25 protein-coding genes are annotated in these 24983 nt (G+C 57.5%); 7 read left to right on the top strand and 18 right to left on the bottom strand.

From position 1 onward, the window contains the following. Nucleotides 1–35: 35 nt before the first annotated feature. The 7 genes from MnOB_RS14165 to MnOB_RS14135 form a co-directional block, all read right to left on the bottom strand. Complete coding sequence (locus MnOB_RS14165; protein WP_077524868.1) at nucleotides 36–368, bottom strand: hypothetical protein; 333 nt, start codon at nucleotides 366–368, stop codon at nucleotides 36–38. A 219-nt stretch (nucleotides 369–587) separates the two neighbouring features. Then, the gene (locus MnOB_RS14160) at nucleotides 588–1247 is read right to left on the bottom strand and encodes a methyltransferase family protein (RefSeq protein WP_077524867.1); all 660 of its coding nucleotides are present in this window, start codon (nucleotides 1245–1247) and stop codon (nucleotides 588–590) included. After that, nucleotides 1244–1519, bottom strand: coding sequence for a DUF2933 domain-containing protein (locus MnOB_RS14155; RefSeq protein WP_077524866.1), 276 nt, complete (start codon nucleotides 1517–1519; stop codon nucleotides 1244–1246). The genes MnOB_RS14160 and MnOB_RS14155 overlap by 4 nt, the downstream gene beginning before the upstream one ends. Before the next feature lie 25 nt (nucleotides 1520–1544). Further along, nucleotides 1545–2009, bottom strand: a complete 465-nt coding sequence (locus MnOB_RS14150; RefSeq protein WP_077524865.1) for a hypothetical protein — start codon at nucleotides 2007–2009, stop codon at nucleotides 1545–1547. A gap of 156 nt (nucleotides 2010–2165) precedes the next feature. Further along, nucleotides 2166–3209 carry a YVTN family beta-propeller repeat protein gene (locus tag MnOB_RS14145; protein ID WP_234358260.1) on the bottom strand — a complete coding sequence of 348 codons (1044 nt, stop codon included), beginning with the start codon at nucleotides 3207–3209 and terminating at the stop codon, nucleotides 2166–2168. A 140-nt stretch (nucleotides 3210–3349) separates the two neighbouring features. Then, nucleotides 3350–4093, bottom strand: coding sequence for a cytochrome c biogenesis CcdA family protein (locus tag MnOB_RS14140; protein ID WP_077524863.1), 744 nt, complete (start codon nucleotides 4091–4093; stop codon nucleotides 3350–3352). Nucleotides 4094–4099: 6 nt separating this feature from the next. Next, nucleotides 4100–4720: a TlpA family protein disulfide reductase gene (locus tag MnOB_RS14135; protein WP_077524862.1), complete on the bottom strand. Its 621-nt coding sequence runs from the start codon at nucleotides 4718–4720 to the stop codon at nucleotides 4100–4102. Nucleotides 4721–4899: 179 nt separating this feature from the next. Between MnOB_RS14135 and MnOB_RS14130 the strand changes: the two genes are divergently transcribed. Then, complete coding sequence (locus tag MnOB_RS14130) at nucleotides 4900–7584, top strand: AAA family ATPase (RefSeq protein WP_077524861.1); 2685 nt, start codon at nucleotides 4900–4902, stop codon at nucleotides 7582–7584. 478 nt (nucleotides 7585–8062) lie between these two features. Here MnOB_RS14130 and MnOB_RS14125 read toward each other — a convergent pair whose 3' ends face one another. Together MnOB_RS14125 and MnOB_RS14120 are read right to left on the bottom strand one after the other, a co-directional pair. Next, nucleotides 8063–9454: a DEAD/DEAH box helicase gene (locus tag MnOB_RS14125; RefSeq protein ID WP_077524860.1), complete on the bottom strand. Its 1392-nt coding sequence runs from the start codon at nucleotides 9452–9454 to the stop codon at nucleotides 8063–8065. Beyond that, nucleotides 9454–10041, bottom strand: coding sequence for a hypothetical protein (locus tag MnOB_RS14120; protein ID WP_077524859.1), 588 nt, complete (start codon nucleotides 10039–10041; stop codon nucleotides 9454–9456). Before MnOB_RS14120 ends, MnOB_RS14125 begins: the two co-directional genes overlap by 1 nt. Before the next feature lie 110 nt (nucleotides 10042–10151). Here MnOB_RS14120 and MnOB_RS14115 point away from each other — a divergent pair, with 110 nt between their 5' ends. Beyond that, nucleotides 10152–10379, top strand: a complete 228-nt coding sequence (locus tag MnOB_RS14115; RefSeq protein ID WP_077524858.1) for a helix-turn-helix domain-containing protein — start codon at nucleotides 10152–10154, stop codon at nucleotides 10377–10379. 225 nt (nucleotides 10380–10604) lie between these two features. Here MnOB_RS14115 and MnOB_RS14110 read toward each other — a convergent pair whose 3' ends face one another. From MnOB_RS14110 to MnOB_RS14075, 8 genes are all read right to left on the bottom strand, one after another. Beyond that, nucleotides 10605–11060: a hypothetical protein gene (locus MnOB_RS14110; RefSeq protein ID WP_077524924.1), complete on the bottom strand. Its 456-nt coding sequence runs from the start codon at nucleotides 11058–11060 to the stop codon at nucleotides 10605–10607. A 2-nt stretch (nucleotides 11061–11062) separates the two neighbouring features. Beyond that, nucleotides 11063–13720 (bottom strand): hypothetical protein, encoded by a 2658-nt coding sequence (locus tag MnOB_RS14105; protein ID WP_077524857.1) that lies wholly within the window; start codon nucleotides 13718–13720, stop codon nucleotides 11063–11065. Next, nucleotides 13721–15325 carry a site-specific integrase gene (locus MnOB_RS14100; RefSeq protein WP_077524856.1) on the bottom strand — a complete coding sequence of 535 codons (1605 nt, stop codon included), beginning with the start codon at nucleotides 15323–15325 and terminating at the stop codon, nucleotides 13721–13723. Then, a complete protein-coding gene (locus MnOB_RS14095; protein ID WP_158713821.1) occupies nucleotides 15326–16543 on the bottom strand; it encodes a tyrosine-type recombinase/integrase in 1218 nt (405 codons plus the stop codon). It lies immediately after the preceding gene. A gap of 210 nt (nucleotides 16544–16753) precedes the next feature. Continuing rightward, nucleotides 16754–17026: an HU family DNA-binding protein gene (locus MnOB_RS14090; protein WP_003457795.1), complete on the bottom strand. Its 273-nt coding sequence runs from the start codon at nucleotides 17024–17026 to the stop codon at nucleotides 16754–16756. A gap of 188 nt (nucleotides 17027–17214) precedes the next feature. Further along, nucleotides 17215–18363, bottom strand: coding sequence for an NAD(P)/FAD-dependent oxidoreductase (locus MnOB_RS14085; protein WP_077524854.1), 1149 nt, complete (start codon nucleotides 18361–18363; stop codon nucleotides 17215–17217). Between the two features lie 71 nt (nucleotides 18364–18434). Continuing rightward, a complete protein-coding gene (locus tag MnOB_RS14080; protein ID WP_077524853.1) occupies nucleotides 18435–18602 on the bottom strand; it encodes a rubredoxin in 168 nt (55 codons plus the stop codon). A gap of 149 nt (nucleotides 18603–18751) precedes the next feature. Next, nucleotides 18752–18919 carry a rubredoxin gene (locus MnOB_RS14075; RefSeq protein WP_077524852.1) on the bottom strand — a complete coding sequence of 56 codons (168 nt, stop codon included), beginning with the start codon at nucleotides 18917–18919 and terminating at the stop codon, nucleotides 18752–18754. 168 nt (nucleotides 18920–19087) lie between these two features. Here MnOB_RS14075 and MnOB_RS14070 point away from each other — a divergent pair, with 168 nt between their 5' ends. Next, a complete protein-coding gene (locus MnOB_RS14070; protein WP_077524851.1) occupies nucleotides 19088–19642 on the top strand; it encodes a chorismate lyase in 555 nt (184 codons plus the stop codon). A 35-nt stretch (nucleotides 19643–19677) separates the two neighbouring features. Beyond that, on the top strand, nucleotides 19678–20568 hold the full coding sequence (ubiA, locus tag MnOB_RS14065; RefSeq protein WP_077524850.1) for a 4-hydroxybenzoate octaprenyltransferase: 891 nt from the start codon (nucleotides 19678–19680) through the stop codon (nucleotides 20566–20568). A gap of 63 nt (nucleotides 20569–20631) precedes the next feature. Here the strand turns inward: ubiA and MnOB_RS14060 are convergent, their stop codons facing one another. Beyond that, nucleotides 20632–21018 (bottom strand): COG4315 family predicted lipoprotein, encoded by a 387-nt coding sequence (locus MnOB_RS14060; protein WP_077524849.1) that lies wholly within the window; start codon nucleotides 21016–21018, stop codon nucleotides 20632–20634. Between the two features lie 319 nt (nucleotides 21019–21337). Between MnOB_RS14060 and phoB the strand changes: the two genes are divergently transcribed. The 3 genes from phoB (at nucleotide 21338) to MnOB_RS14045 (ending at nucleotide 24777) form a co-directional block, all read left to right on the top strand. Continuing rightward, nucleotides 21338–22027: a phosphate regulon transcriptional regulator PhoB gene (gene phoB / locus MnOB_RS14055; protein ID WP_077524848.1), complete on the top strand. Its 690-nt coding sequence runs from the start codon at nucleotides 21338–21340 to the stop codon at nucleotides 22025–22027. 27 nt (nucleotides 22028–22054) lie between these two features. Then, the gene (phoR, locus tag MnOB_RS14050) at nucleotides 22055–23359 is read left to right on the top strand and encodes a phosphate regulon sensor histidine kinase PhoR (protein WP_077524847.1); all 1305 of its coding nucleotides are present in this window, start codon (nucleotides 22055–22057) and stop codon (nucleotides 23357–23359) included. 77 nt (nucleotides 23360–23436) lie between these two features. Next, nucleotides 23437–24777 carry a hemolysin family protein gene (locus MnOB_RS14045; protein ID WP_077524846.1) on the top strand — a complete coding sequence of 447 codons (1341 nt, stop codon included), beginning with the start codon at nucleotides 23437–23439 and terminating at the stop codon, nucleotides 24775–24777. The last annotated feature ends 206 nt before the right edge of the window (nucleotides 24778–24983 follow it).

The raw sequence follows: 24983 nt of genomic DNA, 5'->3' as shown, positions 1-24983 counted from the left end.
GCGTGAGTTGCGCGGCAGTCAGTAGGGAACAGAAATCAAACGCGGGGGGGATGCCAGATGCTGGATGGCATTCGCTCAGGCAGGAAATCGCTGAAGGAGGTTGTTGCTACGGGGAAAGCCAGGTCTACAACTGGCTTCAGGAATCTCACCTGCAGGATGCTGAGGGTCTTGCATTCCAAGCCTGGCTTGCAGAGCTTGCCATGATCGGAATTGCCATGACAGCAGTCCGCGCCCGTGTCCATCACTTTGCTCATGCTCGCGGACTTCATCGGGCAGGGCTCCGACGGCGACTGCTCACCCGCCATCCCGTTGAAAGGAAGCGCGAAGCTAAACAGCAGGAGCAGACACAGGCGCAGGTAGCGTTGCATGTGGGGCAGTTTAGACCGGGCTCTGGGGGCTAACAATTACGATTCTGTAAGGCTTGGAGAGCGTTCGCCGAGGTTGATCGAGGGCTCCAAGTTGCCCATTTTTGACGCTCGCGTTCGCCCCTTGTGCCCGACAGAGCCCTCGTCTGCTCGTTCATGGAACGCTCACACACCGGACGTGGCTCTTGTGTGACTCAGATCGAAGCTTTGCTGCTCCATACTTCAGCCTCCCTGACCCGCTTGGAACCCAGCTCGAAAGCGCGGAATGAACCTGGGTGTGGCACGGGCATAAGCGTCGTAAGCAGCGCCAAACTCCTTGCGCATATCCCGCTCTTCGGTAACCGCCAAGCGTCCGTACATCACCAGCAGCACTGGGAACATCGCCAGAGTCAGAAGGGTTGGCCACTGAAGCAAAAAGCCTAGGAGAATCAGGACAAAGGCTACGTACTGCGGATGTCGAATCCAGGCATAGGGCCCAGCTGTGGCGAGAGAGTGTCGGCGTTGCGCGTGGTAGAGCACGTTCCACGCGGCCGAAAGCAGATAGAAGCCAAAACCCAGGAATATGTAGCTGGCAATGTGCAGCGCACTGAAATGCGGATTGCCCTTATCACCCAGCAACGTCGACCACAGATGCCCGGCGTCGTGGGACAGCAGATCGAGGTTTGGGAACTTGGACTGCAACCAGCCTGAAAGCAGGTAAATCGTCAGCGGAAAGCCATACATTTCCACGAACAGGGCGACGATGAACGCAGAAAATGCGCCGAAGCTCCTCCAGTCTCTGGCCGTCGCAGGTTTGAAGAAACTGAAAGCAAACATGATGAAGATCGCTGAGTTGAAGAAAACCAGCGACCAGAGACCATATGCGGTTTCACCATGGTTCATGATGGGTCTCCTGGATTACGGGTATCGGACTTCCCAGAGGGGGCCGATTTGCTCTGGCCTGAGTGATGGTGCCCCCCGTGCCCACGGTGCATGAAGACATGCATCAGTGGGCAGGCGAGTAACAGCAGATACGGCAGGGCGCCGACCACATGGGCCAGGTGTTCGGTCAGCAGGAAATAGCCGGCGACTCCACCGATCACCACAAGGCCGATTGCGTAGCGGGAACGCCAGAAGCTGGCTGGCGAGCTGTGTTCATCGGAATGATGGTTCATAGCGCCTCCTCGGAATGGTGAAGAGCTACTTCGACGGCGTGGAGGGCATACGGTCCATCATCATCTGCATCATGGATTCCATCATGTCCATGCGCTTTTCCATCATCTGCTGACGTGCGGCCATATCACCGTCCATACCCTTGCCGCCTTGCATTCCCCCCATACCCGACATTCCATCCCCCATGGACTTCATTATGGCCATGCCGCCCTTCATCAGCGTCATATGGTCGGCCATCAGCGCCTGACGCTCTTCCGGCGTTTTCGCTGCAGCCATCTTTTCGTGCATGGCTTGCATAGCCTTCATGTGCTGGTCCATCGCCGCCATTTGCCCTTTGTCCATTTGCTGGGCAGGGGGGATCTTCTCGGCGGCCTCTGCACCAGCAGTATCGGCCGGGTGATGCGCCGAGTGTTCATCGGTGTTTTGCGCCATGGCCCCCAGAGACGCAGCAGCCATGCAGAGTCCGATCAGCACATTGCGAATGTTAGACATCATCATCTCCTTAACCATGCTCGAAAATTTGTGTGGCGGCCTCAGCAACACGGCTATCGGTTGAGTCGTCGTCAGGTCGCTCGAACCTCGTTCAAATGACCCCATCCGTGCCGCAAGACTTGGTTTTGGTGCCATTCCCTGCGGCATATCGAAGGGCTAGTTGGCCTTTGGCGGCTTGTAGCTGATCCCGTTCGGACCGGCGCCGACCTTGTGCGTGCCAATGACCTTGCGGCTGTTCGTATCAATTACGGAGACGGTGCCCGCTTCGATATTGCTGACAAACACATAGGCGCCGTCTGTGCTAATGGCCACACCATGGGCGCCCTTGCCGGTGGTCACGGTGCCAATGCTGCTGCGTGTTTGGGGATCGACGATGGAGACTCGATCGTCCGGATTCTGGCCACTGCCTTGGTTCGCGACATAGACCTGGCGGCCGTCAACGGTGGCCATCATCTGGATCGGTGTACGGCCCACATCAACCTTGCCGATCACCTTGCGTCCGGCGGTGTCGATGATGCCAAGCTGGTTCGCGGCACTGAGTGACACGAACGCCAGGCTTCCGTCGGGGGCAAAGCCCACCTGGACAGGACCTTTACCCACTGGAATTTGCGCGGTCTCCTTGAGCGTGGTGACGTCGATAAGCGAGACGCTGTCGCTCCGCATATTGGCGACGTAGAGCGTTTGGCCATCTGGGCTCAAGCGCAGCCCATGGGGATAGCGCCCAGTCGGAATGCCAGGTAGTTCAACCTGCTTTTTGAGGTCGAAAACTCGCACCTGGTTGGCGGCAGAGTCGGTAACAAAGGCGCGCTGCCCAGTAGAGTCGGTGACCACATGAGCCGGGTGATCGCCGGCTGGCAGGCTGAACTGCGGTCTATCCAGCGCGGTGGTACTGAAAACCAGCAATTGACCACTGGCCTTTTCACCACTCGAATGCCCGGCATGCCCGGATATCCCAACCACCAAAAGCAAGCTGCCGTCAGGGGAAACCTGCACGTTGTGCGGGGAGATGGGCAAGGCAACCGTGCTGATCACGCCTGTATCGAGGTCGACCTGGCTTATGGAGGCCGCCCGCTCGTTCGCGGTGTAGACGCTGCCAGTCGGGTTTGCCATGGTCAGACCCAGGTGGGTCACCAGGGATAGACCTAAGGCCAGGGAAGTAAACCGCTTAGCGTTCATCGTGGCGTCTCCAACGAAGGACATGGTCTTGAGCCAGACAGGCCTAAACCGATGCTTAAGCTAAGCGCCAATCGCGAAGTAGTTTGTTGATCGCGGTCAACGATCTCTACCAGGCTCGATACTGAGTGATCGAACGCGAAAATTTTCTCGGGGAGTAGCGCTAACTAGCCGATCCAGCCGAGGATGGGAAACACCTCCAGCAGCCACCAGGCAAAGTCGGTCAGCTGGCCCGTGACCATGGCCGCCCCCATGAGAATCAGGATGACGCCGGCCCCTATGTGAATGACCCGACTCCAACGGCGCAGGCGTTTCATGTGGGCAAGGAAGTGGTTGGTGAACCAGGCGGTCAGCAGGAATGGGAGCCCCAGGCCGAGCGAGTAAATCGACAGCAGGGCGACACCACTGGCGCCAGTACGGCCGGTGGCGGCGCTCAGCGTCAGGATGCTGCCCAGGATCGGGCCGATACAGGGTGTCCAGCCAAAGGCAAACGCCACGCCCAATACATAGGCGGCCAGTGGTCCTCCGCTGGACTTAAGCTGGTGGACGAAGCGCACGTCCATGTTCAGCCAACGCGAGTTGATTAGACCAGTGATGAACAGGCCGAAGGCAATCACGATAATGCCGCCAACCAGGTTGGTTTCCTGCCGATAGGCGATCAGCAGCTGGCTGATGGCAGTGGCGCTGGCCCCCAGCGCAATGAAGATGGTGGAAAAGCCCAGCACGAAGCTCAGGCTCATACCAATCACCGCAAGCCGCTCCCGGCGGCTTTCCAGGACCTGAAGTTCGTCCACCGAGCGTCCGGCGATGAAGGACATATAGCCGGGTACCAAGGGCAGCACACAGGGCGACAGGAACGAGATCATTCCCGCGGCAAACGCGCTGAGGATGCCGATGTCGCTAAGGCTCATCGCAGACTATTTCCTCGCTGTGCTGGCCATCACTTCCTGCACAAACTCAATGACCTCCGGGCTGTCCCACTCGGCCGCACCGGCTTTACGGCCGATTTCTCGTCCCTCGCGGTCCAGCAGCAGGGTGACCGGCAAGCCGAAGGCGCCGAGGCTTTGGATGGCTTGCATGTGCTCATCGAGGTAGACCGGGAGGTGCTGGATACCAATCTCTCGGTAAAAGTCCCGCACCACCGGCAACCCGCCTTGATCGAGCGAGAGCGCCACCACCTGGAAGTCGCTGCCGCCCAGCTTTGCTTGAAGGCGATCCAAGGTCGGCATTTCCTGACGGCAGGGGACGCACCAGGTGGCCCACAGGTTGAGCAGAACCACCTTGCCGCGGAAGTCAGCCAGGCTGAGTGGCTTCCCTTCGCCATCGACGAAACTGACTGCATCCAGCGGTTTGGGCTCTGGCCAGATGATCAACCCCGCCCGAGTGCCGGTTTCCGTAAATGGCTCGGCGCCGAACGAAAGACGAGCCCCGACCAAAGGCAAGACAAGGCACAGCAGCAGCCCGCAGGTTCGTAGATGCCAAGGCAGCCCCGTGCTACCTGAGGCCAGGTAAATGGAGCAGGGAAACGCGCTGGTCATGGCACACCTCACGAGCAGCTGTCCGTTCAAACCGCCGGAACGGCACTGGCTGGCTGCAGTCACCAAGGAAGCAAGGCTGCTATTGCGACTATAGCAGTGCCGACCCGCCGTTCATGTGGCCCCTTGCCATTCCTCGACGCGGACCTCTTTAATCGGCGTCTCAGGCAAAGGAGGCTGATATGGCACTGTTGGATGAGATTGTCGGCTGGGCGGGCGGGTTGAGACCGTGGCAGCAAGAGGCACTGCGTCGCATCTTTGCGCGACCAGAGCTTCCTCAGGCTGACGTGGATGCCATCTTGCAACTGGTTCGCGAGCAGGAAGGGGATGGCACCGTTCCCCCAGAGTGGAGACCGTTCACCGTGGACGACGTCCCGGGTACCGGCAGTGGCGCTACCGTGAGGTTGGTGGGGCTATCCGGCCTCGATCAGGTCAACGGTTTCCCATCCGGCCGTGCCTTCGATTTGGCACCGGAGGGCATGACCATCTTGTTTGGTCACAATGGTGCCGGCAAATCCGGCTATGCCCGTGTCCTGAAGAATGCATGCAAGGCCCGGCATCGGGTAGAAGTTCTGCCTAATGCGTTTGATCCGACGCCTGAACCACCTTCTGCGGACTTCGCCATCCTGGTGGACGGGGAGCCAGATACGGCACGCTGGGTGCAAAATAGCCCAGCTCACCCTCACCTGAGTTCGGTCTCGGTGTACGACGTTGCCTGTGCCAACGACTACATCGATGCTGAAGGCGTTCCCGCCTTTCAACCCTACGGGTTGCCACATCTGACCCGTCTGGTCGCACTACAGCGCGACCTCCAGGCTCGAATCAATACCGAACGTGGCGCGCTTGCGCTGGACGCCCGGCAATTTGAGCCCTTGAAGGGCGACACCGAAGTGGGCCGTTTCATTGCCAACCTGGGAGAAAGTTCCGACCTGAGCGCGCTCGCTCGGCTGGGTACGGTCAGCGAGGCGGACGCACAGCGGCTGACGTTTCTCAACCAGACGCTGCTAGAAACTGATCCTGGGCCCAAGGCGCTGGCCCTGGAGCGCCTGGCCACTCGCTTGGATCAAGCACAGCAACGGGCGGCGGCTGCCCAACGCTGGGTGAACGATCGGGCCATCACGCGTGCGAAAGAGCTGCTCGACGCCGAGAAAGCGGCGAACTTCGCCATGACCCTGGCGCAAGCCAGGCTTCACGGCACCGCCGCGCAGCCTGGAGAACCAGCTTCGCAAGTATCCGCGCCCGCCGCCCCCTTGCTGGAGGGAACGGGGAATGCGCTGTGGCAAACCCTTTACCGCGCCGCCGAGGCTTTCTCACAGCAGTCCGCGTACCCTGATCACCCATTTCCGCACCTCGATGCCGACGCGCACTGCGTGCTCTGCCAGCAACCCTATGCGGCCGATGCCGCCGAGCGCATGCGTCGATTTGCGGCCTTCGTCGCGGATAGCGCAACGGCCGAAGCCCAGGCTGCGAACAACGCGCGGCTGGAGGCCCTCGGTAGAGTGAAAGCAGTTGATCTCAGTGTGCTGGACGAACCGACGCTGGCTGACGTGGGTGAGCGCCTGCCCGAGCTGCATGCAGCGATAACGCAAGCGACATCGGTGTGGGCAGCGCGGCATGCCTGGGTGACTCAGGTGTTGGAGTCCGGCAATTGGCCCGCCGATGTCGAGGCACTACCTCCTGAGACCAACCTGGATCAGTCTTTCGCTGCCAACGCCACAGCGCTGCGGGCCGACGCCAACACGTTACGGACTTCGGCCGATCCTGCAGTACGTCTGGCACTGGTAAACGAACGGGCGGAGCTGGAGGCGCGGCAGCGGCTTACTGGACACCTCGCCGCGGTGGAGCGCTTTGTTCAGGACAGCCGAACTCACCAGAAGCTGAGTCGATGCCATACCGCCCTTAACCCACAGGTAGTTTCGCGCAAGCTGACAACACTCGCCACGGCGCATGTAACCGATGCACTGGCGACCGCTATGAATGCCGAGCTGAAAGCCCTGGGCTATCGGCGCCGGGTGCAACCCGAACTGACCGGTCGCACGGAACTCGGCCTGACCAAGGTCACGCTTCGGCTCAGCGACATTGCCCTGAAGGCCTCGAAGGTGCTTTCCGAGGGTGAACAACGGGCCATGGGATTGGCCATGTTCCTCGCCGAGCTCGAATCGCAGGCCCATAAGTCCACCGTCGTTTTTGATGACCCCTCCACCTCACTGGACCACGTTTACCGTCGGGCCATTGCACGGCGCTTGGTCGCGATGGCAGCCACGCGCCAGGTGCTGGTGTTCACCCACGACGCGGTGTTCCTGACCGAACTCGGCATGGCGCTCCAGCAGGCTGAACGAACCGCCAGTTACAAAACCATCAGTTGGGATGAAGCGCCAGGGCTAGTAAGCGATGGGCTGACCTGGGCCACGATGGACACCAAGGCCCGCTTGAATGATCTGCGGGCACGCACAAAGGCGCTGAGCGCCGATCTAAGTGAGTATCCAGCGGATGAGATCGAGCGCCAGATCTCAGATGGCTACACCAGACTGAGAGGGACGATCGAGCGAGCGATTCGTGAGGTTTTCCTGAACAACACAGTCCAGCCGTTTAGCGATGTCGTCAGCGTCGATTCATTCGGCGCCGTGGTGGGGCACCCTCAGGACGAGTGGGAGGCCCTGCAGGCAACCTATGCGCGGGCCTGCGAGGCGACCGACGCCCACGACACTCCCGGGGAGCGTCAACTCCCACTGCCACCGCGCGAGGACCTGCTTCGCGACATCGCCTTGGTCATTGACCTGGTCGACCGTGCGACGGCGCGTCGTAAGGCCTACGAGACTCAGCGCGGTGAGCGGACGGCTCAACGCAAGAAGGTTTTCGGCGGCTAGTCCTCCCGAGCATTCAAGCCGACCGCTGTTTGGGGCTCGGCTTGAGCCGAGTCGTCATTCGGTTGCGGATCTGTGGCCCGACCAGGACAGGCTACTGCTCGTGGTTGGGCACTAGTTTGACCTACTGGGCAAGACATGGTTGTGCGGCGCGGGCCCACACAAGCCAGCGCTTAACGACCCAATTTGGACAAAAGGCAATTAGTGAGAAACGAAGGAATATTTTGAGACAGGTGGCAGACCCGCGTCTTGCTGAGAGATGGATTCATAAAGCCGATCACGTGCTACCTGCACAGGCTCTATGAGCTTTTCTCTGATTTATGCGGCTTTATGCAGAAAATCATAAATTATGGAAAAAAGCATAATTTGTACGAACGACTTGCGTTCGCATTGACTGTGGCAGCTGCCCCCTATGCCGCCACGCGAGCTCCCCGAAGGTATGAACCCGCATCGCCTCGACGTGGCCGCAGTGGGCGAAAACCTAGAAAAGCGCCAACAACTGATGGTGATAGCGCTGTGAAAAACTGACTTGGTAGGTCGATGTGGAGTCCGAACTGTCCAACGACATGTCCAGAGCAGCACTCGTACGCACTGGATGCTCAGCATCATTGTTTTGCAGGTTACTCAGGTGGAAACTGACAACCGTTTCACCAGCGGCGTCACCAGCGACCGTAGCAGTCGTATGCACACGGCTCAAAAGGGCTAGATCCTCTGGCAGATCATCCGCCACGCGCAGGGAGAATCCCTCGAGTGTTGACTCTGCTAAAACAAATAACCAAGCCTGATCATCACATGTGCCTGTACGCCGCAGCACACGCCCCAATACCTGCCGATAGTGCAGCTCCGTGCGAATGCGGCTGAGGTAGCAACAAACTTGTAAACGGGGAATGTCCGTCCCTTCACTGATCATCCCTACCGCAACGATCCAGCGGGATTTTCCGCCGCGGAATTCGTTTATCAGGTGCTGGGCACGTGCATCTCTGTTGGTAACAATGCGGCAGGACTCCCCCTTGGCTTCAAGTGCCAGGGCCACCTGGTGGGCGTGCTCGACGTCGGTGGCAACTACTAGTCCGGCTGCATCCGGCTTGATCGCCCGGAGCTCATCGAGCTTGGCGATCCCAAGCGCGAGCATTTGATTGATCATGTCGGGATGGCGAAGAAGCTCCTCGTACGAGACCGGCGACTCATTGAGAAGCTGATCAATACTAGGAAAGAGTCTTACCGCGCTGTCATTTTCTAGCTCTTCTGTCAGCTTCACCGCGTGGTTATCCAACAGCACGATTCGAGGCGAGCGGCATACGTTGTCCGCGATGGCCTCTTCCAAGCCGTAGCGATAATCACAGATCAAGCGGCCCTCAGGCGCGGAATAACGAGCCAGCGCAATGCCCTTGTCGTCGGAGCGCCACGGCGTGCCAGAGAGCGCCAGGGTAAAAGCTGCACGATCCTGTATTTTCTGGATGATCTGCTGTCCCCAGGCATTGCTCAGCAGTGGATCATGTCCGGCGCAATGGTGAATCTCATCGAACACCGCTAACACACGGTAGTCGTCCAAGAGCGCCCAGAACGCCTCTGCCTGATACTCCATCGCCTGGTAAGTGCAAGCGTCGCCGATAGCGCCGATCAAGCCATCAAGTCGCTTGCCTAACACCCTGGAGAAGGTGGACCGGAACCCGTCGACGACTTGGCAGGAAGGCGCAAAACAGAGCACCAGATCGATCTCGCCTTGCTGGAGCAAGCAGTTGGCCAGTTCTGCTGCCATCCACGTCTTGCCAGCACCGGGTGTCGCTTGGCAGAAAAAGTGCGGTGTCGTGACGTAGTGCTCCAGCGCCGTCTGAATGCACCGGCGCTGCCAGTCTCGCAAAGACGCCCTCATCACTTTGGAGCAAATGTCTTGAGGGTTTTCTCGACTGCGCGCAGATGCCCCAGCAGGCGCGAGCTGCGATCTCGTGCGTCAAGATAGTCACCTTCGACCCTGTCCTTGAGGTGCGGCATTTCGTCGAGGAGTTGCTTGTAGCGCTCCGTTTCCCCCATCGACGTCAGGAAGTCGAGCCGTATCTCCTTCAACAGCGCTTCTAGATGTTCCAAGACATCGGGATCTGAGGTTGGTGGAACCCCATGAGCAATGTCCTGGGCTTGCTGCAGCATTGGCTTGTCCTGCGGCTTGGAAGTGCTCTCGAATCCGTTGTCGACGAGTTCAAGATTCAGGCCTTCGGGGATTGGCCCCAGGTGATAGACCTGTCCCCGCCTGCGTCGCTCAGCATCCTGAATGATCCAGCCAACTCGCAGCATGCGTCGGATCTGCTCATACACGTAGCGACGCACCTCACTGAGGTGGAAGCTCGTTCCCGCAAGGCATTCGGCATAGGCATCGCGCAAGTCACGGGTTGTAAATTGCGCGTATCTCTCCTGCTGCAGCAAGTCGTACAGCCGCCTGTCGAAGATGAACGATTCCGATTTCATGCGGGTACCTGGAGCGGGTGTCGCGGAGCAGCTAAAAATACGGATTATAGTCCGTGGCCGATTCGTCCGCAAACGCAGGATATTGCCGCCTCAAGGGTACCGAGGCGGCCATGGGTCAGCTTGCGAACGCGTTGGGCAAGAACATCCGAGCACAGAGGAAGGCCAAGGGGCTTTCTCAGGATGCCTTGGCGTTGTCCTGCAAAATTGACCGCAGCTATATGGGACGCATTGAGCGCGGTGAGGTAAACCTCACCGTAGAGAAGCTGTACTCCATAGCCGGTGTTCTGCAGTGTGAGCTAGGAGCTCTGCTGCCCCCAATGTCCATAGGCCTCGATTGATGGCCAGGCAGGGGCTCAAGAAAGGCTTAGCAAATTTCTTCCCTTTGGCTCTTCGAGCTACCTGCGAGTAAGGTTGCTCCCACTGCGCTCATCCAGCCCAAAGCAGGGAGCGGACCAGCGTCTGCTAAGCATTGAGCCGAGGCCCTCAGACCCGCATCTGAAGGTATTGCTGATCGGCTGGAAACTCTTAAAACCCAAGCAGTGCAATCCCAAGCTCCCAATTAACTAGCCTTCCTTCGAAGGGAGTTTGACCACCGAACCGCCTTTGGCGGGCTTGCGGAACACCGGGCTCTCATCTAAAAACTCCGCAGGATCAATGTTCTTGCGTCGAGCAATCATTGAGGCGTAAAGGACCCTTTCGCGCTCCCTATTCAACTGCCTCGTCAGCTCCTCGACTTGCGCCTTAAGCATTTCGATCTGATGATCTCGATCACGATCTCTAGCTGCTTTCAGCGATATTTCCTGATCGAAATGCTTCTCCCCTCGGACATAACTTTTGACCACCTCCTTGATACGCTGGAATTCCCTTTCGAATTCCTTGTTCCGCCACAGCGTAGGCTTAGAGACGCCACATTTCTCGGTAATAAACTTCCAGCCAAAAAATGAAGGGGGTATCAGCTGTCTCTCGAATTGTTGGAGAATGGAAAATGCTTTGTCCCATTGTTCAGCAGGAATAGTCACAATCAAGCCGCCCCACATTGAAACACACAATCATTTGGAATCGATCCTTCAAGCCTAAATGGCTGATAGTCCTTACTCTGTTTAACTTGACCGTCAGTAAGCACCACCTCGGAGCGATCCAATATGTAGGAGGCGTTCCTGTAAACTGTCATTTGATGTTCGATATGCATTTCAACAGACTCAACTGGGATGCCTGGCCTATTCAAAACTTCGAACAGCCTTGCCAGTTCAATTTCAGCCCGACTACGCTCTGATTCAATTTGCTTGATTTGTACTGGATCAGAAAGATCAACAATAAACTCCCTGCATCCCTTACCAGAATTCCCAGTCAGGCACTTAAGATGAAATTCACAAGGCTTCAAATTGATATCTCGGAAGCAATGCCCGAGCGGACCGTAATGTACGGTTTGCAGCATATCATTCAAGAAAATCTGCAGGTCCTCGGCGGGAACATCATTTTCAGACCACGTCTTGACCTTATTTGCCAGATCTCCAATAAATCGGGACTGCTCTGACAGCATCAGTTCACTGACTTTCGCGGCGCGCTCCTTTGCAGTCTGATGGTCATAGTGGTCGCCTTGGCCATCAGTCCTTCCCATCCACTTATTCACGATGCTTGCGGCCAAGCCAGCCCGGAAAAGTGAATTAGTTTGCCAATGCCGCCCCTTGTGAGTCTGAAACGTCTTTAAAATCTCTTCATCGACAGTAACGCCGTAGCGGATAAAAGCTGACTGCCCCTGCCTAGCTGGCTTTATTGCATACAATACGGAAAAATAACTAAGAATACATGGAATCTGCTCGTTATACACACCCCCAAGATTGCTTGGCACAACGAACAAATAGTCAGAAACTTTCTGGTTAATGCCAAGCGCGGCCGAACTGATCTCAACTCCTTCAGCCAAAAACTCCTCTCTAATCTCCTGGATTAGCTCGGAATTAACCTTAGTATTGACTGAAACAAAAGTATCTACGACTGCATCTTTAATGCTAGCCCGCTCAACTAAAAAACCAGATACGGCACGGTACTTTAGGCCAGAACTGACAGCCGAAGGCCTATAGAAGTGTTTTCGACCTTCGGAAATCCGCAGGAAGGAGTAAAAGCTACTCAAACTCCCACCAGCAATAGAAGTCATAGTTTTTTGGTTAAAGAGTTCTGGAAATAGATCCTCAGCATAATTTATCGGGATATACGTCTCGAAATCATACCCACCGCTAACGATGATACGCATCGCCGCCACTGCGTCGGCACAATTTAGATAGACCACTCTTTTTCCTTGCGGACAGGATTCGCCTGTGAAGGCAAAAGCCTCCACCGAAGTCATAATCTTAAACTTCAACCGCTCATTAAGAGCGTAGGTATCTTTGGATCGACTTCCTTCGGGCTTCCGCTCATGGAGCACCTCGAAGAACTCATCATAAAAAAACAAACCGCGCCTGAGTTCAATCAACTCAGCTATACGATTCTTGACATCACGCCCCTGCACATAATGTGTACGCTTTACTTTACCGAGGGGTTTAGAAACCACGTTAAAGCCATTGTTACTGTAAAACTTAAAGAGCGAACAAGAATCATGGGCTGTAGATGCGAAAGGTAAATACTCACGGAGCCTCTTAAGCTCGATCAGTTCATCATCAGGAAGGTGCTTCAGAACACGCAATCTGCTTTCAGTCGTTGAAACATTAGACTCTATCGCTTGAGAGAGGCGAGTTAGAGCAGACTCAACACTAAGATTAATCGTCTCTACCCTAGCTAGAAAGCGATCATCCAAGCTTTGTGCAAAGGTTCCATCTTCGATGCTCATGGCCCGCTTTCTGAAGGGTTCGCAAATGGCGTCAATCCTGTCCACTGCATCGCGCAATGCGGCTCTCCAGATGGTCGGTACATACCTAGCAACTGGCTCAGAGCCTTTTTCTGTCCATACCCGGCAATGCATCTCACCGTTCATCGTTAGCAGGCAGTTCTTAGGTAACCGCAGAACTTCTCCAATCCTTAGGCCCAGTCCATACTGAAATGCCTGAGTCAAAACCGAAAGCATATCCATTTGTGCGCGAAAGCTACCATCCCACTGCTCTTGTACAGCCCATTTCAAAGAGATAATTGCTTTCACTAACTCAGGAAGTGGCAACTTACGATCAAGCGCGACACGTCCATACTGATCCCGCTCCTGAAGATCTTTTGTCCCTATAAGATCAAAACCTTGAACTATCAAAGATGATTCGAAGAGAAATTTAATAAAGATATTTAACGAGCGACATGCCCCGGCAGGCGACTTGTAATTTGAACGAATAAACCCAAAAGTCTTCATGTAAAAAGATTGGCTCAGGTCTTGAAGACTAACAACACCCTGAGCGGCCATATACTTAAGAGATGAAGCTAGTTCAATCACGCGACCAGCAGTAACCTGCTTGCTTTCAGACCTTCTCTCCCAAAGATACGAAACTAAAAAAACCTTGTTTAGCAGTATCAACTCCGCATTGAGTTCACCACGAGCAAGCAAATATATTTTATGTCGGCCTTTATATAGCCAAGTAGAATCCTCCCAACTTGCCCCATTGAAACAACTAAGCTTGGAGAACCGCTTTTCCGCGCTGCGAGCGAGTCCCTTTAATTTTATCCGTAGCTCTTCATGCAAAATGTCCTTAACAGCTATATTTTGCATTCAGACTTCCTTGGTATTAATCAGCACAACGTCATGCCCTTCGGAGTAGGCAATTGCAGCGCGACAGCCGGCTATTGCCTGGTCAATAACCGAAACTACATTAGCGGTACTCACCGTTAGCAAATGATCCTTTCGGGCAACCAAGCCTTCCAGCGCACTTTCATGGGCTACAGTGTTCTTGTTTGGGCAAAACCTGTCGCATGAATAGCAAGCCACAGCCGGCTCTTCGAAACAGATTGAGCGAGATGCGCACTTTCCAATTACATTAAAGTTTCTTGGCTCACAAACGTGGCTATAGATATTGCCTTCGAGGTCACCCTCTCTCATCCAAGCTGCTGTGAATTGCTTCTGCTCAACTCGACTCAATGTGGCATTCTCTAGGATTTCCCACATCTCGTGCGTGAACCTGAAGTAGTGCTTAATACTATTCGTATCGTTGTGATCAAGTAGATCGGCGAGTTCTTCTGGGGTACAACCCGACATTACTGCTTGCGTACCCACGGTATAGCGAAATCTGTATGCACATAAATTGAATCGCTTACCGGTACGAGGCGACAATGGTAGCCTATGCTCATTTCCCCAGAGCATGTAGTTTATTTTACGAATCGATTTGTGATACACCACGGTCCGCTTCGACTGATCAGAAAAGTAGTCACTCGACAACCGCTCTACGTCGTCCCAATAGTGGCTGCCTAAGGAATTACCATCTCTTTCAAGATCCACAGGCTTGGGTGTAATGAAAATTGGAAGCTCTGCCGGATCGACTCCATCAGGAGTGGGAGCAGAATCTATGTAGGCCTGGATAAGATCTGCTGTTCTCTCGGTGAGAATTCGTGAACTAAATTGAGTTCGCCTATCACGTGATTTCTGCTTCACGCGTGGAACATTTATATAACGAATGCCAGTTTTGTTGTCCCTAATGAAATCCTTTCGTCTCAACAGGGAAATCTGAATTGGCCTCAACCCAAAGCACAAACACAGATCCAAAACCAAACGAAAACCCAGTGGAAGCGATTGCCTGTCCACTTGGGCCGACAGTAAGGAAATCTCCTCTTTGGTAAACGGACCTCTATCCTCGTCCATTACAAAGAGAGCTAGGTACGTATTTTGCTTGGACGCATAGTTACGTAGCTTTTGGAAGTCTTCATATACTTCAAGCGATAGATCTTCATAGCCGTGAAGCAACACAAACCTCAAAAACTCCTTGCAAGCAGAAATAAACTCGGCTTTATCTCTACCATCTAACGCAGGAAGATTATCCAAAAATTCATTGATGTGTATTCCCTTTGACATTTCACGGGCAAACACATCCAAAAACTTAAACTTCACCCGCACAGTTGAAGCATGATATCGCTCAATGATATAGCGTAGATAGCTCGTAGCGATCTCCCTCAACTCAAAATCCATCAGGTTCAGATATTGAGACTTGAGATACTCGAACTCACTGGTGTCATCTGGCAACTTTATTACCTGACGAAAGTCGCCATTATCATCAAACAACTCAATGTCGTAGCCCAAGCGACTTTTTACGAATGTGACGTCCTTCCACAAGTCTGGCTGGGCATCGGAGGCGGTCAGTATTCGCTGACTCTGGATAGTCTCCATTTAATTAGACACCTGATTTTGTAGAGTCTCTTGTTGAAGCAGGATTTGTAGCTCGGCCACTTTGGCTTGTATCGAGCCCTTGGCATAATGCTCAGGCATACTACTATTCCTAGCCCAGCCTCCTGCCGCTTCCTGGATGGGTGCCTTCATAGTTTTACGACTTAAGCCACACGCATTCTTGAACTTCTTATCCAGCGCTTGATTCAAAATATCATGGAATGTATTTCGCAGGCGATGTGGACTTAACAAGCCAGAAAACTCTGGATATTGTTGAACTAGTTCGTTCAGAATTGAATTTGGTGTTTGCACTGAAAGGGGTCGCCCATCTCGGTATGACAAAAACAAATAACTTGTTGACTGCCAACCGATGAATTCCTTTCTGACATTCACTATGTAGTGCTCGATCAGCGCAGCGAATTGATCATGCAATTCCACTTGCCTACCTAGCGTTTTGACGGATGGAGACTCTGCACGGGGATAATCAAAACTTTCTCTATTTTTGATGATGTCGTAATATTTTCGCCTACCTGTCAACTGGAAGTTATTCAGCTTCAACAGCAAGGTTTCACCCTTACGATTTCCGCCCAGCATCAAAAGAAGCAGAAGGATATAATTTCGCCACCTGACCTTATAAGTCTTCCAGGGGTTCAATCCGTTGTCGTCACTTGGGTCAATAATAGCGATGAATTTCGCTTGGAGTTCTGGAGCAAGGCCAATCTTGTCTTTCTTATCGCCTTTATAGGGTGCCTTCATATACAACTTGAAGCCCGCAGCCATCCGTTCATACAAGCGCTTAGCGATCTTCAGTTGCTCTAGGTTTCGCGCGCACCGTCCTTCATAGAACAACCATAGGTAGTCTATGAATTTTTTTGCGCAACGCATGCGTGCACTATACCAATTGGGATCTACTCGCTCGCCGGTCTGTTGTGCCAAGCCACAGTATGATGAAAGGGACTCTATCTCCCCAATTGTAAGAGGGCTAAGTTCAGCGATGCGCTGGATTAAATCTATTTTCTGAGTTTCGCAGAATCGATAAAGAATCAGAATGGCGCTCTGATCAACTCTTATTGTATTGGGCTTTGAACCATTATCGAATCGTTGCAAGGCATATGCGCCAGCAAACACATCAACCTGGTTATCCGAAGTTACTAACTTGAGTTTAAGACCGCCCAACTTTTCGAATACGACAGTTGTGAGCGAATAGACTGAATCCTTCAAATGAAACACCGTGCTTTTTGCGAGCGCGGCAGCCTATAGCCCAGGTAAGAGAGCGTCAATAATGAAACGTGTCCATTTCAATACGATCACTTTTTCTTTTGATTGCGGAATGAAACACTGTTTCAGGATTTTAGATCTAGGCAGAAAGAGAAAAGCCCCGGCTCGCGGGGCTTTTCAGAACTTATCCACAGAAAATGAAACAATCAATGCCTAATTGACGGCATCTTTCAGCGATTTGCCCGGTTTGAAGGCGACAGTATTGCTGGCCTTGATCTTGACCGGCTGACCCGTCTGCGGGTTCTTGCCAGTGCGGGCACCACGATGACGTTGCAGGAAGGTGCCGAAGCCCACCAGCGTTACGCTGTCCTTGCGGTTCAGCGCGTTGGTGATTTCTTCGAGCACCGCATTGAGTACGCGATTGGCCTGATCCTTGGTGAGATCGGCCTTTTCGGCGATGGCGGCGGCGAGTTCCGGTTTACGCATAGATGCCTCATTGACGGTTTGTTGTTTTTGTGTCCGTGCTGTTCGTCCAGAACAGCGCCCAAGGCGCCGCAACGGCTCTGCGCTGCGGCAGACCACGGGGAGGATGGCACGCCGATTGGCACTCCGCCAGTGTCCTCAGCGGGAATTCCGAAAGAACAGAAGGATTAATCCGACAGAAGGGCTGACATTTATGCCAGAAGCGGCGGCAGCTCCCGGTTCAGGGCCAGTTTCTCCTGCACCGCGGCCCCAGTGAGGGCATAGCCGAGCAGGCTTCCAGCCGCATCGCGGTAAAGCGCCTTGATGTCCGCCCCGGAGCCCTCAACCGTCCAGTTGCCATCCGTGCCACGGGGCGGCGGCGACACCACCAGCGGGCAGACCGGGGTTTTCACCGTGACCGGCATTGCGCCGTACGCCACCGCAGTAGGCGTGCCCGCCAGGGTCTGTGCCAGCGCGCGGGCGCAGGCCATCAGCGGCATCACGTAAAGCAGGTTGAGGCCGTCGACCTCGGCGCAATCGCCCAGGGCGTAGATGTTCGCGTGGGACGTGCGCAGCTGGCGGTCCACCGCCACGCCCCGGTTTACCGCGAGCCCGGCGGCGGCGGCCAGTTCGGTGCGCGGACGCAAGCCAACAGCGGACACCACCAGGTCACAGGCGATCTGGGTGCCATCGGAGAGCAGCGCCTCCAGGCCGTTCTCGCCGCGATCCAGACGGGCCAGCACCGGACCGAGGTGGAAACGCGCGCCGAGGCTTTCCAGCCCGGCCTGCACCGCAGACGCGGCAGCCGAATGCAGCAGACCCGGCATCACCTGCTCGCAGGGCGCGACCAGCTCCACTTCCAGGCCACCCAGGCTGAGGTCGTTGGCGAACTCGCAACCGATCAGGCCAGCGCCGAGGATCAATACCCGGCGCTTGCCCGCCGCAGCGGTGCGGAAGCGAGCATAGTCTTCCAGGTCGTTGATCGGGAAGATCGCATCCTGGGCATCGCCCTCGACCGGTACGCGGATGGTGTCCGCTCCCCAGGCGAGCACGAGATCGCGATAGGGCACGGCTTCCTCGCCTATCCACAGGCGCTGGTGACCCGGGTCTATGCCGGTGATGCGCGTGTGGGTGCGGATTTCCGCCTTGAGCTGCTCGGCCATGGCGCCGGCCTCGGCCATGGCCAGGCCATCGGCGTCCTTGTTCTTGCCGAAACCGGTGGAAAGCATCGGCTTGGAGTAGGAGCGGCCATCGTCGGCACTGATCAGGAGCAGCGGGGTTTCGCTGTCCAGCTTGCGAAACTCCTTGGCCAGGTTGTAACCGGCCAGGCCGGTGCCGACTATTACCACGGGTGCACTCATTGCTCACTCCTGCTCGCGAAACGACGCGACGGCCCCGAGGCCGTCGCTTGAATGGGGGTTGAATGGCGGGATCAGGCGATCTCGATCATCTCGAAATCGATCTTGCCGACGCCGCAATCGGGGCAGACCCAGTCCGGCGGAATGTCTTCCCAGCGCGTGCCGGGTGCGATGCCCTCTTCGGGCAGCCCCTCGGCTTCGTCGTAGATGAAACCGCAGACAACGCATTGCCACTTGCGCATGACCACCTCCGCCGGCGCGGAAAGCCGTACTGAACCTACTCCAATCAACCGGCGACCGCCAAGCGCCACCGGACCAGTCCAGACAGAGGATAGGCTCTTATTTCGGACACAAATAAGCCGGCCCATGGCCGGCTTATTCAGTGCGGGGATCAGTTGATTTCGATCATCTCGAAATCCAGCTTGCCCACGCCGCAGTCGGGGCAGATCCAGTCCTGCGGAACGTCCTCCCAACGGGTGCCGGCGGCGATGCCGTCATCCGGCCAGCCCTGGGATTCGTCGTAGACCAGGCCACATACCACGCATTGCCACTTCTTCATCACTCAGCTCTCCGCACAATCAGGTGTTCTCGAACCGCAGCCTCTGGCGGGCGTTTCCGGTCGCGTCAGGGGCGCTTTTTACTGGTTTATCCCCCCCCCGGGCAAGAGGCAGCCGACAGGCACCGACCGTGCTAATCTGCGCCGTCTTCCATCGCCCAAGCCCCGTCCGTGCCCCACGCAGCCCTCGTCCATCCGCCCCGCTGGCTCACCGCCGCCCAGCTCCATCCCGCTCCGGCCGCCAGCGTCCGCGACTGGCTGTTCGACCAGGGCTCGCTGACCCGCCGGCTGACCGCACTTTCCGATAACGCCTTCAGCGTCACGCCGCTGGAAGAAGGCTGGCAGAACCTGCGCAGCGACGAATGCGCTGCCCTTGGCATTCCCGCCGGTAGCCAGGGCTGGGTGCGCGAGGTGTACCTGCGCGGCCACGGCGAGATCTGGGTGTTCGCCCGCAGCGTGGCAGCTCGCGCCGCATTGGAAGGTTCCGGACTGGACCTGCATCAGCTCGGCAGCCGCTCTCTCGGCGAGCTGCTGTTCAGCGACCGCGCCTTCGACCGCGGCGCCATCGAAGTCACCCGCTATCCGGCCGCCCTGCTGCCGGTGGCCGTGCGCGCCGAACGCCTGTGGGGCCGCCGGTCATGTTTTTCGCGGGGTGCACTGGGGGTGCTGGTGGCGGAGATCTTCCTCCCTGCACTGTGGCGCCAGGCGGGCATCGAGGCCTTATAATCCGGCGCTTCGACGGGAGAGCCGGAGAGCCACCTGTGTACCTGACCCTGCTGCAATCGCTGAACCGCCTGCATCCCCGCGCCATGGATTTCATCCAGCTGACCCGGCTGGACAAGCCCATTGGTATCTACCTGCTGCTCTGGCCGACCCTCTGGGCCCTGTGGATTGCCGGTGAAGGCAGCCCCAGCCTGGCCAACCTGGTGATCTTCGTCCTCGGCGTGAACCTGATGCGCGCCGCCGGCTGCGTGATCAACGACTACGCCGACCGCAACTTCGACGGCCACGTCACCCGCACCCGGGCGCGCCCCATGGCCAGCGGCCGGGTGAGCCCGCGCGAAGCGCTGGTGTTCTTCTTCATCCTGGTGGCCATCAGCTTCGTTCTGGTGCTGTTCACCAACACCACCACCATCTGGCTGTCTTTCGGCGGCCTGGCACTCGCCGCCTGCTACCCCTTCATGAAGCGCTACACCTACTACCCGCAAGTAGTCCTGGGCGCGGCATTCTCCTGGGGCATGCCAATGGCCTTCACCGCGGAAACCGGTGAGCTGCCGGCCGCAGCCTGGCTGCTGTATATCGCCAACCTGCTGTGGACCGTGGCCTACGACACCTACTACGCCATGACGGATCGCGAGGACGACCTGAAGATCGGGGTCAAATCCACTGCGATCCTCTTCGGCGACGCCGATCGCCTGATCATCGTGATTCTGCAGGGACTGGCATTGCTCTGCCTCGTCCTGGCGGGAGGCCGCTTCGAGCTGGGGACAAGTTTCTACGTCGGGCTGATGGTTGCAGCCGCGTGCTTCGCCTGGGAGTTCTACAGCACCCGCACGCGTGATCCACAGGCGTGCTTCAAGGCCTTCCTGCACAACCACTGGGCGGGCCTGGCCATCTTCGCCGGCATCGTCGCCGACTACGCGCTGCGCTGAGGCGCAGCGCGCAGGTCACCTGCTCAACCGACCGGTTGAAAACCCCGGATCGATTGTCGGCGACTAGTAAGCTTCGGGCTTGGCGACGTGCCACACCCCCATCTTGCCGTCGCCGGTGACTTCGCCGGCTTTCTTGTCCATGACGAAGGTGTATAGCGGCTTGCCGTCGTAAGCCCACTGCATGGAACCGTCGTCACGCTTGACCACGCTCCACTCGCCATCGGCCTTGGCGCTGGCATCGGCCATCAGTGGCGGCCAGTTTTCTGCGCACTGGCCGTTGCAGGCGGACTTGCCGTCGGAGTCCTTGTCGTAGGTGTAAAGCGTCATGCCCTTGGCATCCACCAGCATGCCGTCCTTCTCCATTGCCGGCTCGGCCGCCAGACCCAACAGGGGCCAGCTCAGCAACGCGCCGGCAAGCAGCGGAACGACTCGGGGGAACATTCTTCTCATTTTTCTAGCCTCTCCTCGGAATGAACAGCGAAAGCCTGGCGGCAGCTGGATCACGGCTTGAGGTCACAGCAGCACAGGACAGATGGAGCCACGAACACCCATCAGGGCGATGGGGTCCTGTGCCAGGCTCCAGGCCGCCCCAGGTTAGTGGCGGCCTCAATCAGAATAGACGAGCCCCATTCCACTGAGTTCCATGTCAAATGGTGGATCGGCAAGGGACTGCCAAGGTCCTAACACTCAGGTGTCACATCCCTGCAATAATTCCGTTATCTAATGCGGCGCAATCAGTCAAACACGCGACCTTTCTTGAGGCTTGAACATGGTTGGCAAGAACATCCTGATAGTCGACGACGAAGCGCCGATCCGCGAGATGATCGCCGTCGCCCTGGAGATGGCCGGCTACGACTGCCTGGAAGCCGAAAACACCCAGCAGGCGCACGCCGTCATCGTCGATCGCAAACCCGATCTGATCCTCCTCGACTGGATGTTGCCCGGCACGTCCGGCATCGAGCTGGCTCGCCGCCTTAAGCGCGACGACCTGACCAGCGACATCCCGATCATCATGCTCACGGCCAAGGGCGAAGAGGACAACAAGATCCAGGGCCTGGAAGTCGGCGCTGACGACTACATCACCAAGCCCTTCTCCCCGCGCGAGCTGGTGGCACGCCTGAAGGCCGTACTGCGTCGTGCCGGCCCCAGCGACAGCGAAGCGCCGATCGCCATCGGCGGCCTCCTGCTGGACCCGATCAGCCACCGCGTGACCATCGACGGCAAGCCTGCCGAGATGGGGCCCACCGAATACCGTCTGCTGCAGTTCTTCATGACCCACCAGGAGCGCGCCTACACCCGTGGCCAGTTGCTGGACCAGGTATGGGGCGGCAACGTCTACGTCGAGGAGCGTACCGTCGACGTGCACATCCGGCGCCTGCGCAAGGCCCTCGGCGAGGTATACGAAAATCTGGTTCAGACCGTTCGCGGCACCGGCTATCGTTTCTCCACGAAAAGCTGAACCCGCCCTCCCACAAGGACGCGATAGGTGAATCAAGACTGGCGCGGCGTCGTTATCCGCCGCCTGCTTCTGCTGATCGGTGCCTGCCTGCTGGTGGGGCTGGTCACCGGCCACTATGCCTGGGCCCTGGTAGTCGGCCTTGGCGCCTACCTCGGCTGGACCCTGGCGCAACTGCTGCGCCTGTACACATGGCTCAAGGAACACAGGCCTGATGAACCGCCGCCGGACGGCTACGGCTTGTGGGGCGAGGTGTTCGACAGCATCTATCACCTCCAGCGCCGCGACCAGCGCGTGCGCGGCCGCCTGCAGGCGGTGATCGACCGCGTGCAGGAGTCCACCGCCGCCCTGAAGGACGCCGTGGTGATGCTCGACAGCGACGGCAACCTCGACTGGTGGAACCGCGCCGCAGAGACCCTGCTGGGCCTGAAAACGCCCCAGGACAGCGGCCAGCCGGCGACCAACCTGATCCGCCATCCGCGCTTCAAGGAATACTTCGAGCAGGGCAAGTACAACGAACCCCTGGACCTGCCCTCGCCGGTCAACGACCGCCTGCGCCTGCAGTTCCACATCACCAAGTACGGCAACAGCGAGCACCTGATGCTGGTGCGCGACGTCACCCGACTCCACCAGCTGGAGCAGATGCGCAAGGACTTCGTTGCCAACGTCTCCCACGAGCTGCGCACACCGCTTACGGTGATCGCCGGCTACCTGGAAACCCTGCTGGACAACGTCGAGGACGTGAACCCGCGCTGGACCCGCGCGCTGCAGCAGATGAGCCAGCAGGGCAAGCGCATGCAGAACCTGCTCAACGACCTGCTGCTGCTGGCCAAGCTGGAAGCCACCGACTATCCCTCGGACAACCAGCCCGTGGCGGTGGACCTGATGCTGCTGCAGATCAAGGCCGACGCCGTCGCCCTGTCCGGCAACCGCCACCACCGCATCAGCCTGGAAGCCGACCACAACTTCAAGCTCCGCGGCAGCGAGGCGGAACTGCGCAGCGCCTTCTCCAACCTGGTGTTCAACGCCGTGAAATACACGCCCGACGAAGGCGAGATCCGTATCCGCTGGTGGGGCGACGAAACCGCCGCGCACCTTTCCGTGCAGGACAGCGGCATCGGTATCGAGACCAAGCACCTGCCGCGCCTGACCGAACGCTTCTACCGCGTCGACTCCAGCCGCAACAGCAGCACCGGGGGCACCGGTCTGGGCCTGGCTATCGTCAAGCATGTGCTGATCCGCCATCGCGGCCGCCTCGACATCAGCTCGGTGCTCAACCACGGCAGTACCTTCACCTGCCATTTCCCCAGCAGCCAGGTGGTCCGGCGCAGCTGAATGCCCAGGCACCCCGACTTGCAAACTCGGGGTGCAGCATTCAACCTTAGCCGTTCCTTCGTCAGCAAAAGCCCTCCATGGACCCTTCCCCTAGTAGTAACTTCCTCAGTTACTTTGCCGATTTCGGCCTGATTCTCTTTGCGCTTTTCCTCGTGGTGCTCAACGGCTTCTTCGTTGCCGCCGAATTCGCCATGGTCAAGCTGCGCTCCACCCGCGTCGAATCCATCGCCGACAAGCACGGCTGGCGGGGTCGCATCCTGCGCACCGTACACAACCAGCTGGACGCGTACCTGTCGGCCTGCCAACTGGGCATCACCCTGGCTTCGCTGGGCCTCGGCTGGGTCGGTGAACCGGCCTTCGCCCACCTGCTCGGCCCGGTACTGGAATACGCCGGTATCGACTCGCCGAAGCTGCTCCACGGCATCGCCTTCTTCACCGCCTTCTTCATCATTTCGTACCTGCACATCGTGGTCGGCGAGCTCGCACCCAAATCCTGGGCCATCCGCAAGCCGGAGCTGCTGTCGCTGTGGACCGCCGTGCCGCTCTACCTCTTCTACTGGCTGATGTACCCGGCCATCTGGCTGCTCAACGCCAGTGCCAACACCATCCTGCGCATCGCAGGGCAAGGCGAGCCCGGCCCGCACCACGAGCATCACTACAGCCGCGACGAACTGAAGCTGATCCTGCACTCCAGCCGCGCCCGCGACCCCAGCGACCAGGGCATGCGCGTACTGGCCTCGGCCGTGGAACTGGGCGAACTGGAAGTGGTGGATTGGGCCAACTCGCGCGAAGACCTGATCTTCCTCGAGCACGACGCACCGCTGGCGGACATCCTCAGCGTGATCCGCCGCCACAAGTACAGCCGCTATCCGGTGCATGACGAACAGAAAGGCGAGTTCATCGGCGTCCTGCACATCAAGGACCTGCTGCTGGCCTTGTCGGCGCTGGACAGCCTGCCGGAGAGCTTCGACCTCGCCGAACTCACCCATCCGCTGGAGCGCGTCACCAAGCACATGCCGCTGTCGCGCCTGCTGGAGCAATTCCGCCAGGGCGGCGCGCACTTCGCCGTGGTCGAGGAAGCCGACGGCAAGGTGGTGGGCTTCCTGACCATGGAAGACGTGCTGGAAGTGCTGGTTGGCGATATCCAGGACGAACACCGCAAGACCGAACGCGGCGTGCTGGCCTACCAGCCGGGCAAGCTGCTGGTGCGTGGCGACACCCCGCTGTTCAAGGTGGAACGCCTGCTCGGTATCGATCTCGATCACGTGGAAGCCGACACCCTCGCCGGCCTGATCTACGAGAGCCTGAACCGCGTGCCGGAAGAGGAAGAAGTGCTGGAAACCGACGGCCTGCGCATCATCGTGAAGAAGATGAAAGGCCCGAAGATCGTCCTCGCCAAGGTGCTCAAGCTCGACTGAGCACCACATCCGCAGGTTGGGCAGAGCGCAGCGAAGCCCAACGACGGTGTATTCGGCGGAGACCAGTGTTGGGCTTCGCGTAGCTCAGCCGCAACCTACGCCAATCCCACCCCTTACTCCCTGCACACCGCGAAGTGCCGAAGTCGATCCCGGAATCGGTGCGCACAGTGTTCAGCCGGGATACATGGGTAACGCCTGTCGGGGGA

Origin of the sequence: Metapseudomonas resinovorans (assembly GCF_002003485.1) — a bacterium.
Lineage (GTDB): Bacteria > Pseudomonadota > Gammaproteobacteria > Pseudomonadales > Pseudomonadaceae > Metapseudomonas > Metapseudomonas resinovorans_D.
This window is presented reverse-complemented; position numbering and strand designations above follow the sequence as displayed.

Excerpts from the sequence above, each read along its gene's own strand:
- MnOB_RS14080 (WP_077524853.1), bottom strand. The coding sequence starts at position 18,602 with ATGCGCAAGTGGCAATGCGTTGTCTGCGGTTTCATCTACGACGAAGCC.
- phoB (WP_077524848.1), top strand. The coding sequence starts at position 21,338 with ATGGTTGGCAAGAACATCCTGATAGTCGACGACGAAGCGCCGATCCGC.
- MnOB_RS14135 (WP_077524862.1), bottom strand. The coding sequence starts at position 4,720 with ATGACCAGCGCGTTTCCCTGCTCCATTTACCTGGCCTCAGGTAGCACG.
- MnOB_RS14165 (WP_077524868.1), bottom strand. The coding sequence starts at position 368 with ATGCAACGCTACCTGCGCCTGTGTCTGCTCCTGCTGTTTAGCTTCGCG.
- MnOB_RS14160 (WP_077524867.1), bottom strand. The coding sequence starts at position 1,247 with ATGAACCATGGTGAAACCGCATATGGTCTCTGGTCGCTGGTTTTCTTC.
- MnOB_RS14115 (WP_077524858.1), top strand. The coding sequence starts at position 10,152 with ATGGGTCAGCTTGCGAACGCGTTGGGCAAGAACATCCGAGCACAGAGG.
- MnOB_RS14100 (WP_077524856.1), bottom strand. The coding sequence starts at position 15,325 with ATGGAGACTATCCAGAGTCAGCGAATACTGACCGCCTCCGATGCCCAG.
- MnOB_RS14145 (WP_234358260.1), bottom strand. The coding sequence starts at position 3,209 with ATGTCCTTCGTTGGAGACGCCACGATGAACGCTAAGCGGTTTACTTCC.
- MnOB_RS14130 (WP_077524861.1), top strand. The coding sequence starts at position 4,900 with ATGGCACTGTTGGATGAGATTGTCGGCTGGGCGGGCGGGTTGAGACCG.
- MnOB_RS14075 (WP_077524852.1), bottom strand. The coding sequence starts at position 18,919 with ATGAAGAAGTGGCAATGCGTGGTATGTGGCCTGGTCTACGACGAATCC.
- MnOB_RS14060 (WP_077524849.1), bottom strand. The coding sequence starts at position 21,018 with ATGAGAAGAATGTTCCCCCGAGTCGTTCCGCTGCTTGCCGGCGCGTTG.
- MnOB_RS14140 (WP_077524863.1), bottom strand. The coding sequence starts at position 4,093 with ATGAGCCTTAGCGACATCGGCATCCTCAGCGCGTTTGCCGCGGGAATG.
- MnOB_RS14120 (WP_077524859.1), bottom strand. The coding sequence starts at position 10,041 with ATGAAATCGGAATCGTTCATCTTCGACAGGCGGCTGTACGACTTGCTG.
- MnOB_RS14105 (WP_077524857.1), bottom strand. The coding sequence starts at position 13,720 with ATGCAAAATATAGCTGTTAAGGACATTTTGCATGAAGAGCTACGGATA.
- MnOB_RS14125 (WP_077524860.1), bottom strand. The coding sequence starts at position 9,454 with ATGAGGGCGTCTTTGCGAGACTGGCAGCGCCGGTGCATTCAGACGGCG.
- MnOB_RS14155 (WP_077524866.1), bottom strand. The coding sequence starts at position 1,519 with ATGAACCATCATTCCGATGAACACAGCTCGCCAGCCAGCTTCTGGCGT.
- MnOB_RS14150 (WP_077524865.1), bottom strand. The coding sequence starts at position 2,009 with ATGTCTAACATTCGCAATGTGCTGATCGGACTCTGCATGGCTGCTGCG.
- MnOB_RS14085 (WP_077524854.1), bottom strand. The coding sequence starts at position 18,363 with ATGAGTGCACCCGTGGTAATAGTCGGCACCGGCCTGGCCGGTTACAAC.
- MnOB_RS14090 (WP_003457795.1), bottom strand. The coding sequence starts at position 17,026 with ATGCGTAAACCGGAACTCGCCGCCGCCATCGCCGAAAAGGCCGATCTC.
- MnOB_RS14045 (WP_077524846.1), top strand. The coding sequence starts at position 23,437 with ATGGACCCTTCCCCTAGTAGTAACTTCCTCAGTTACTTTGCCGATTTC.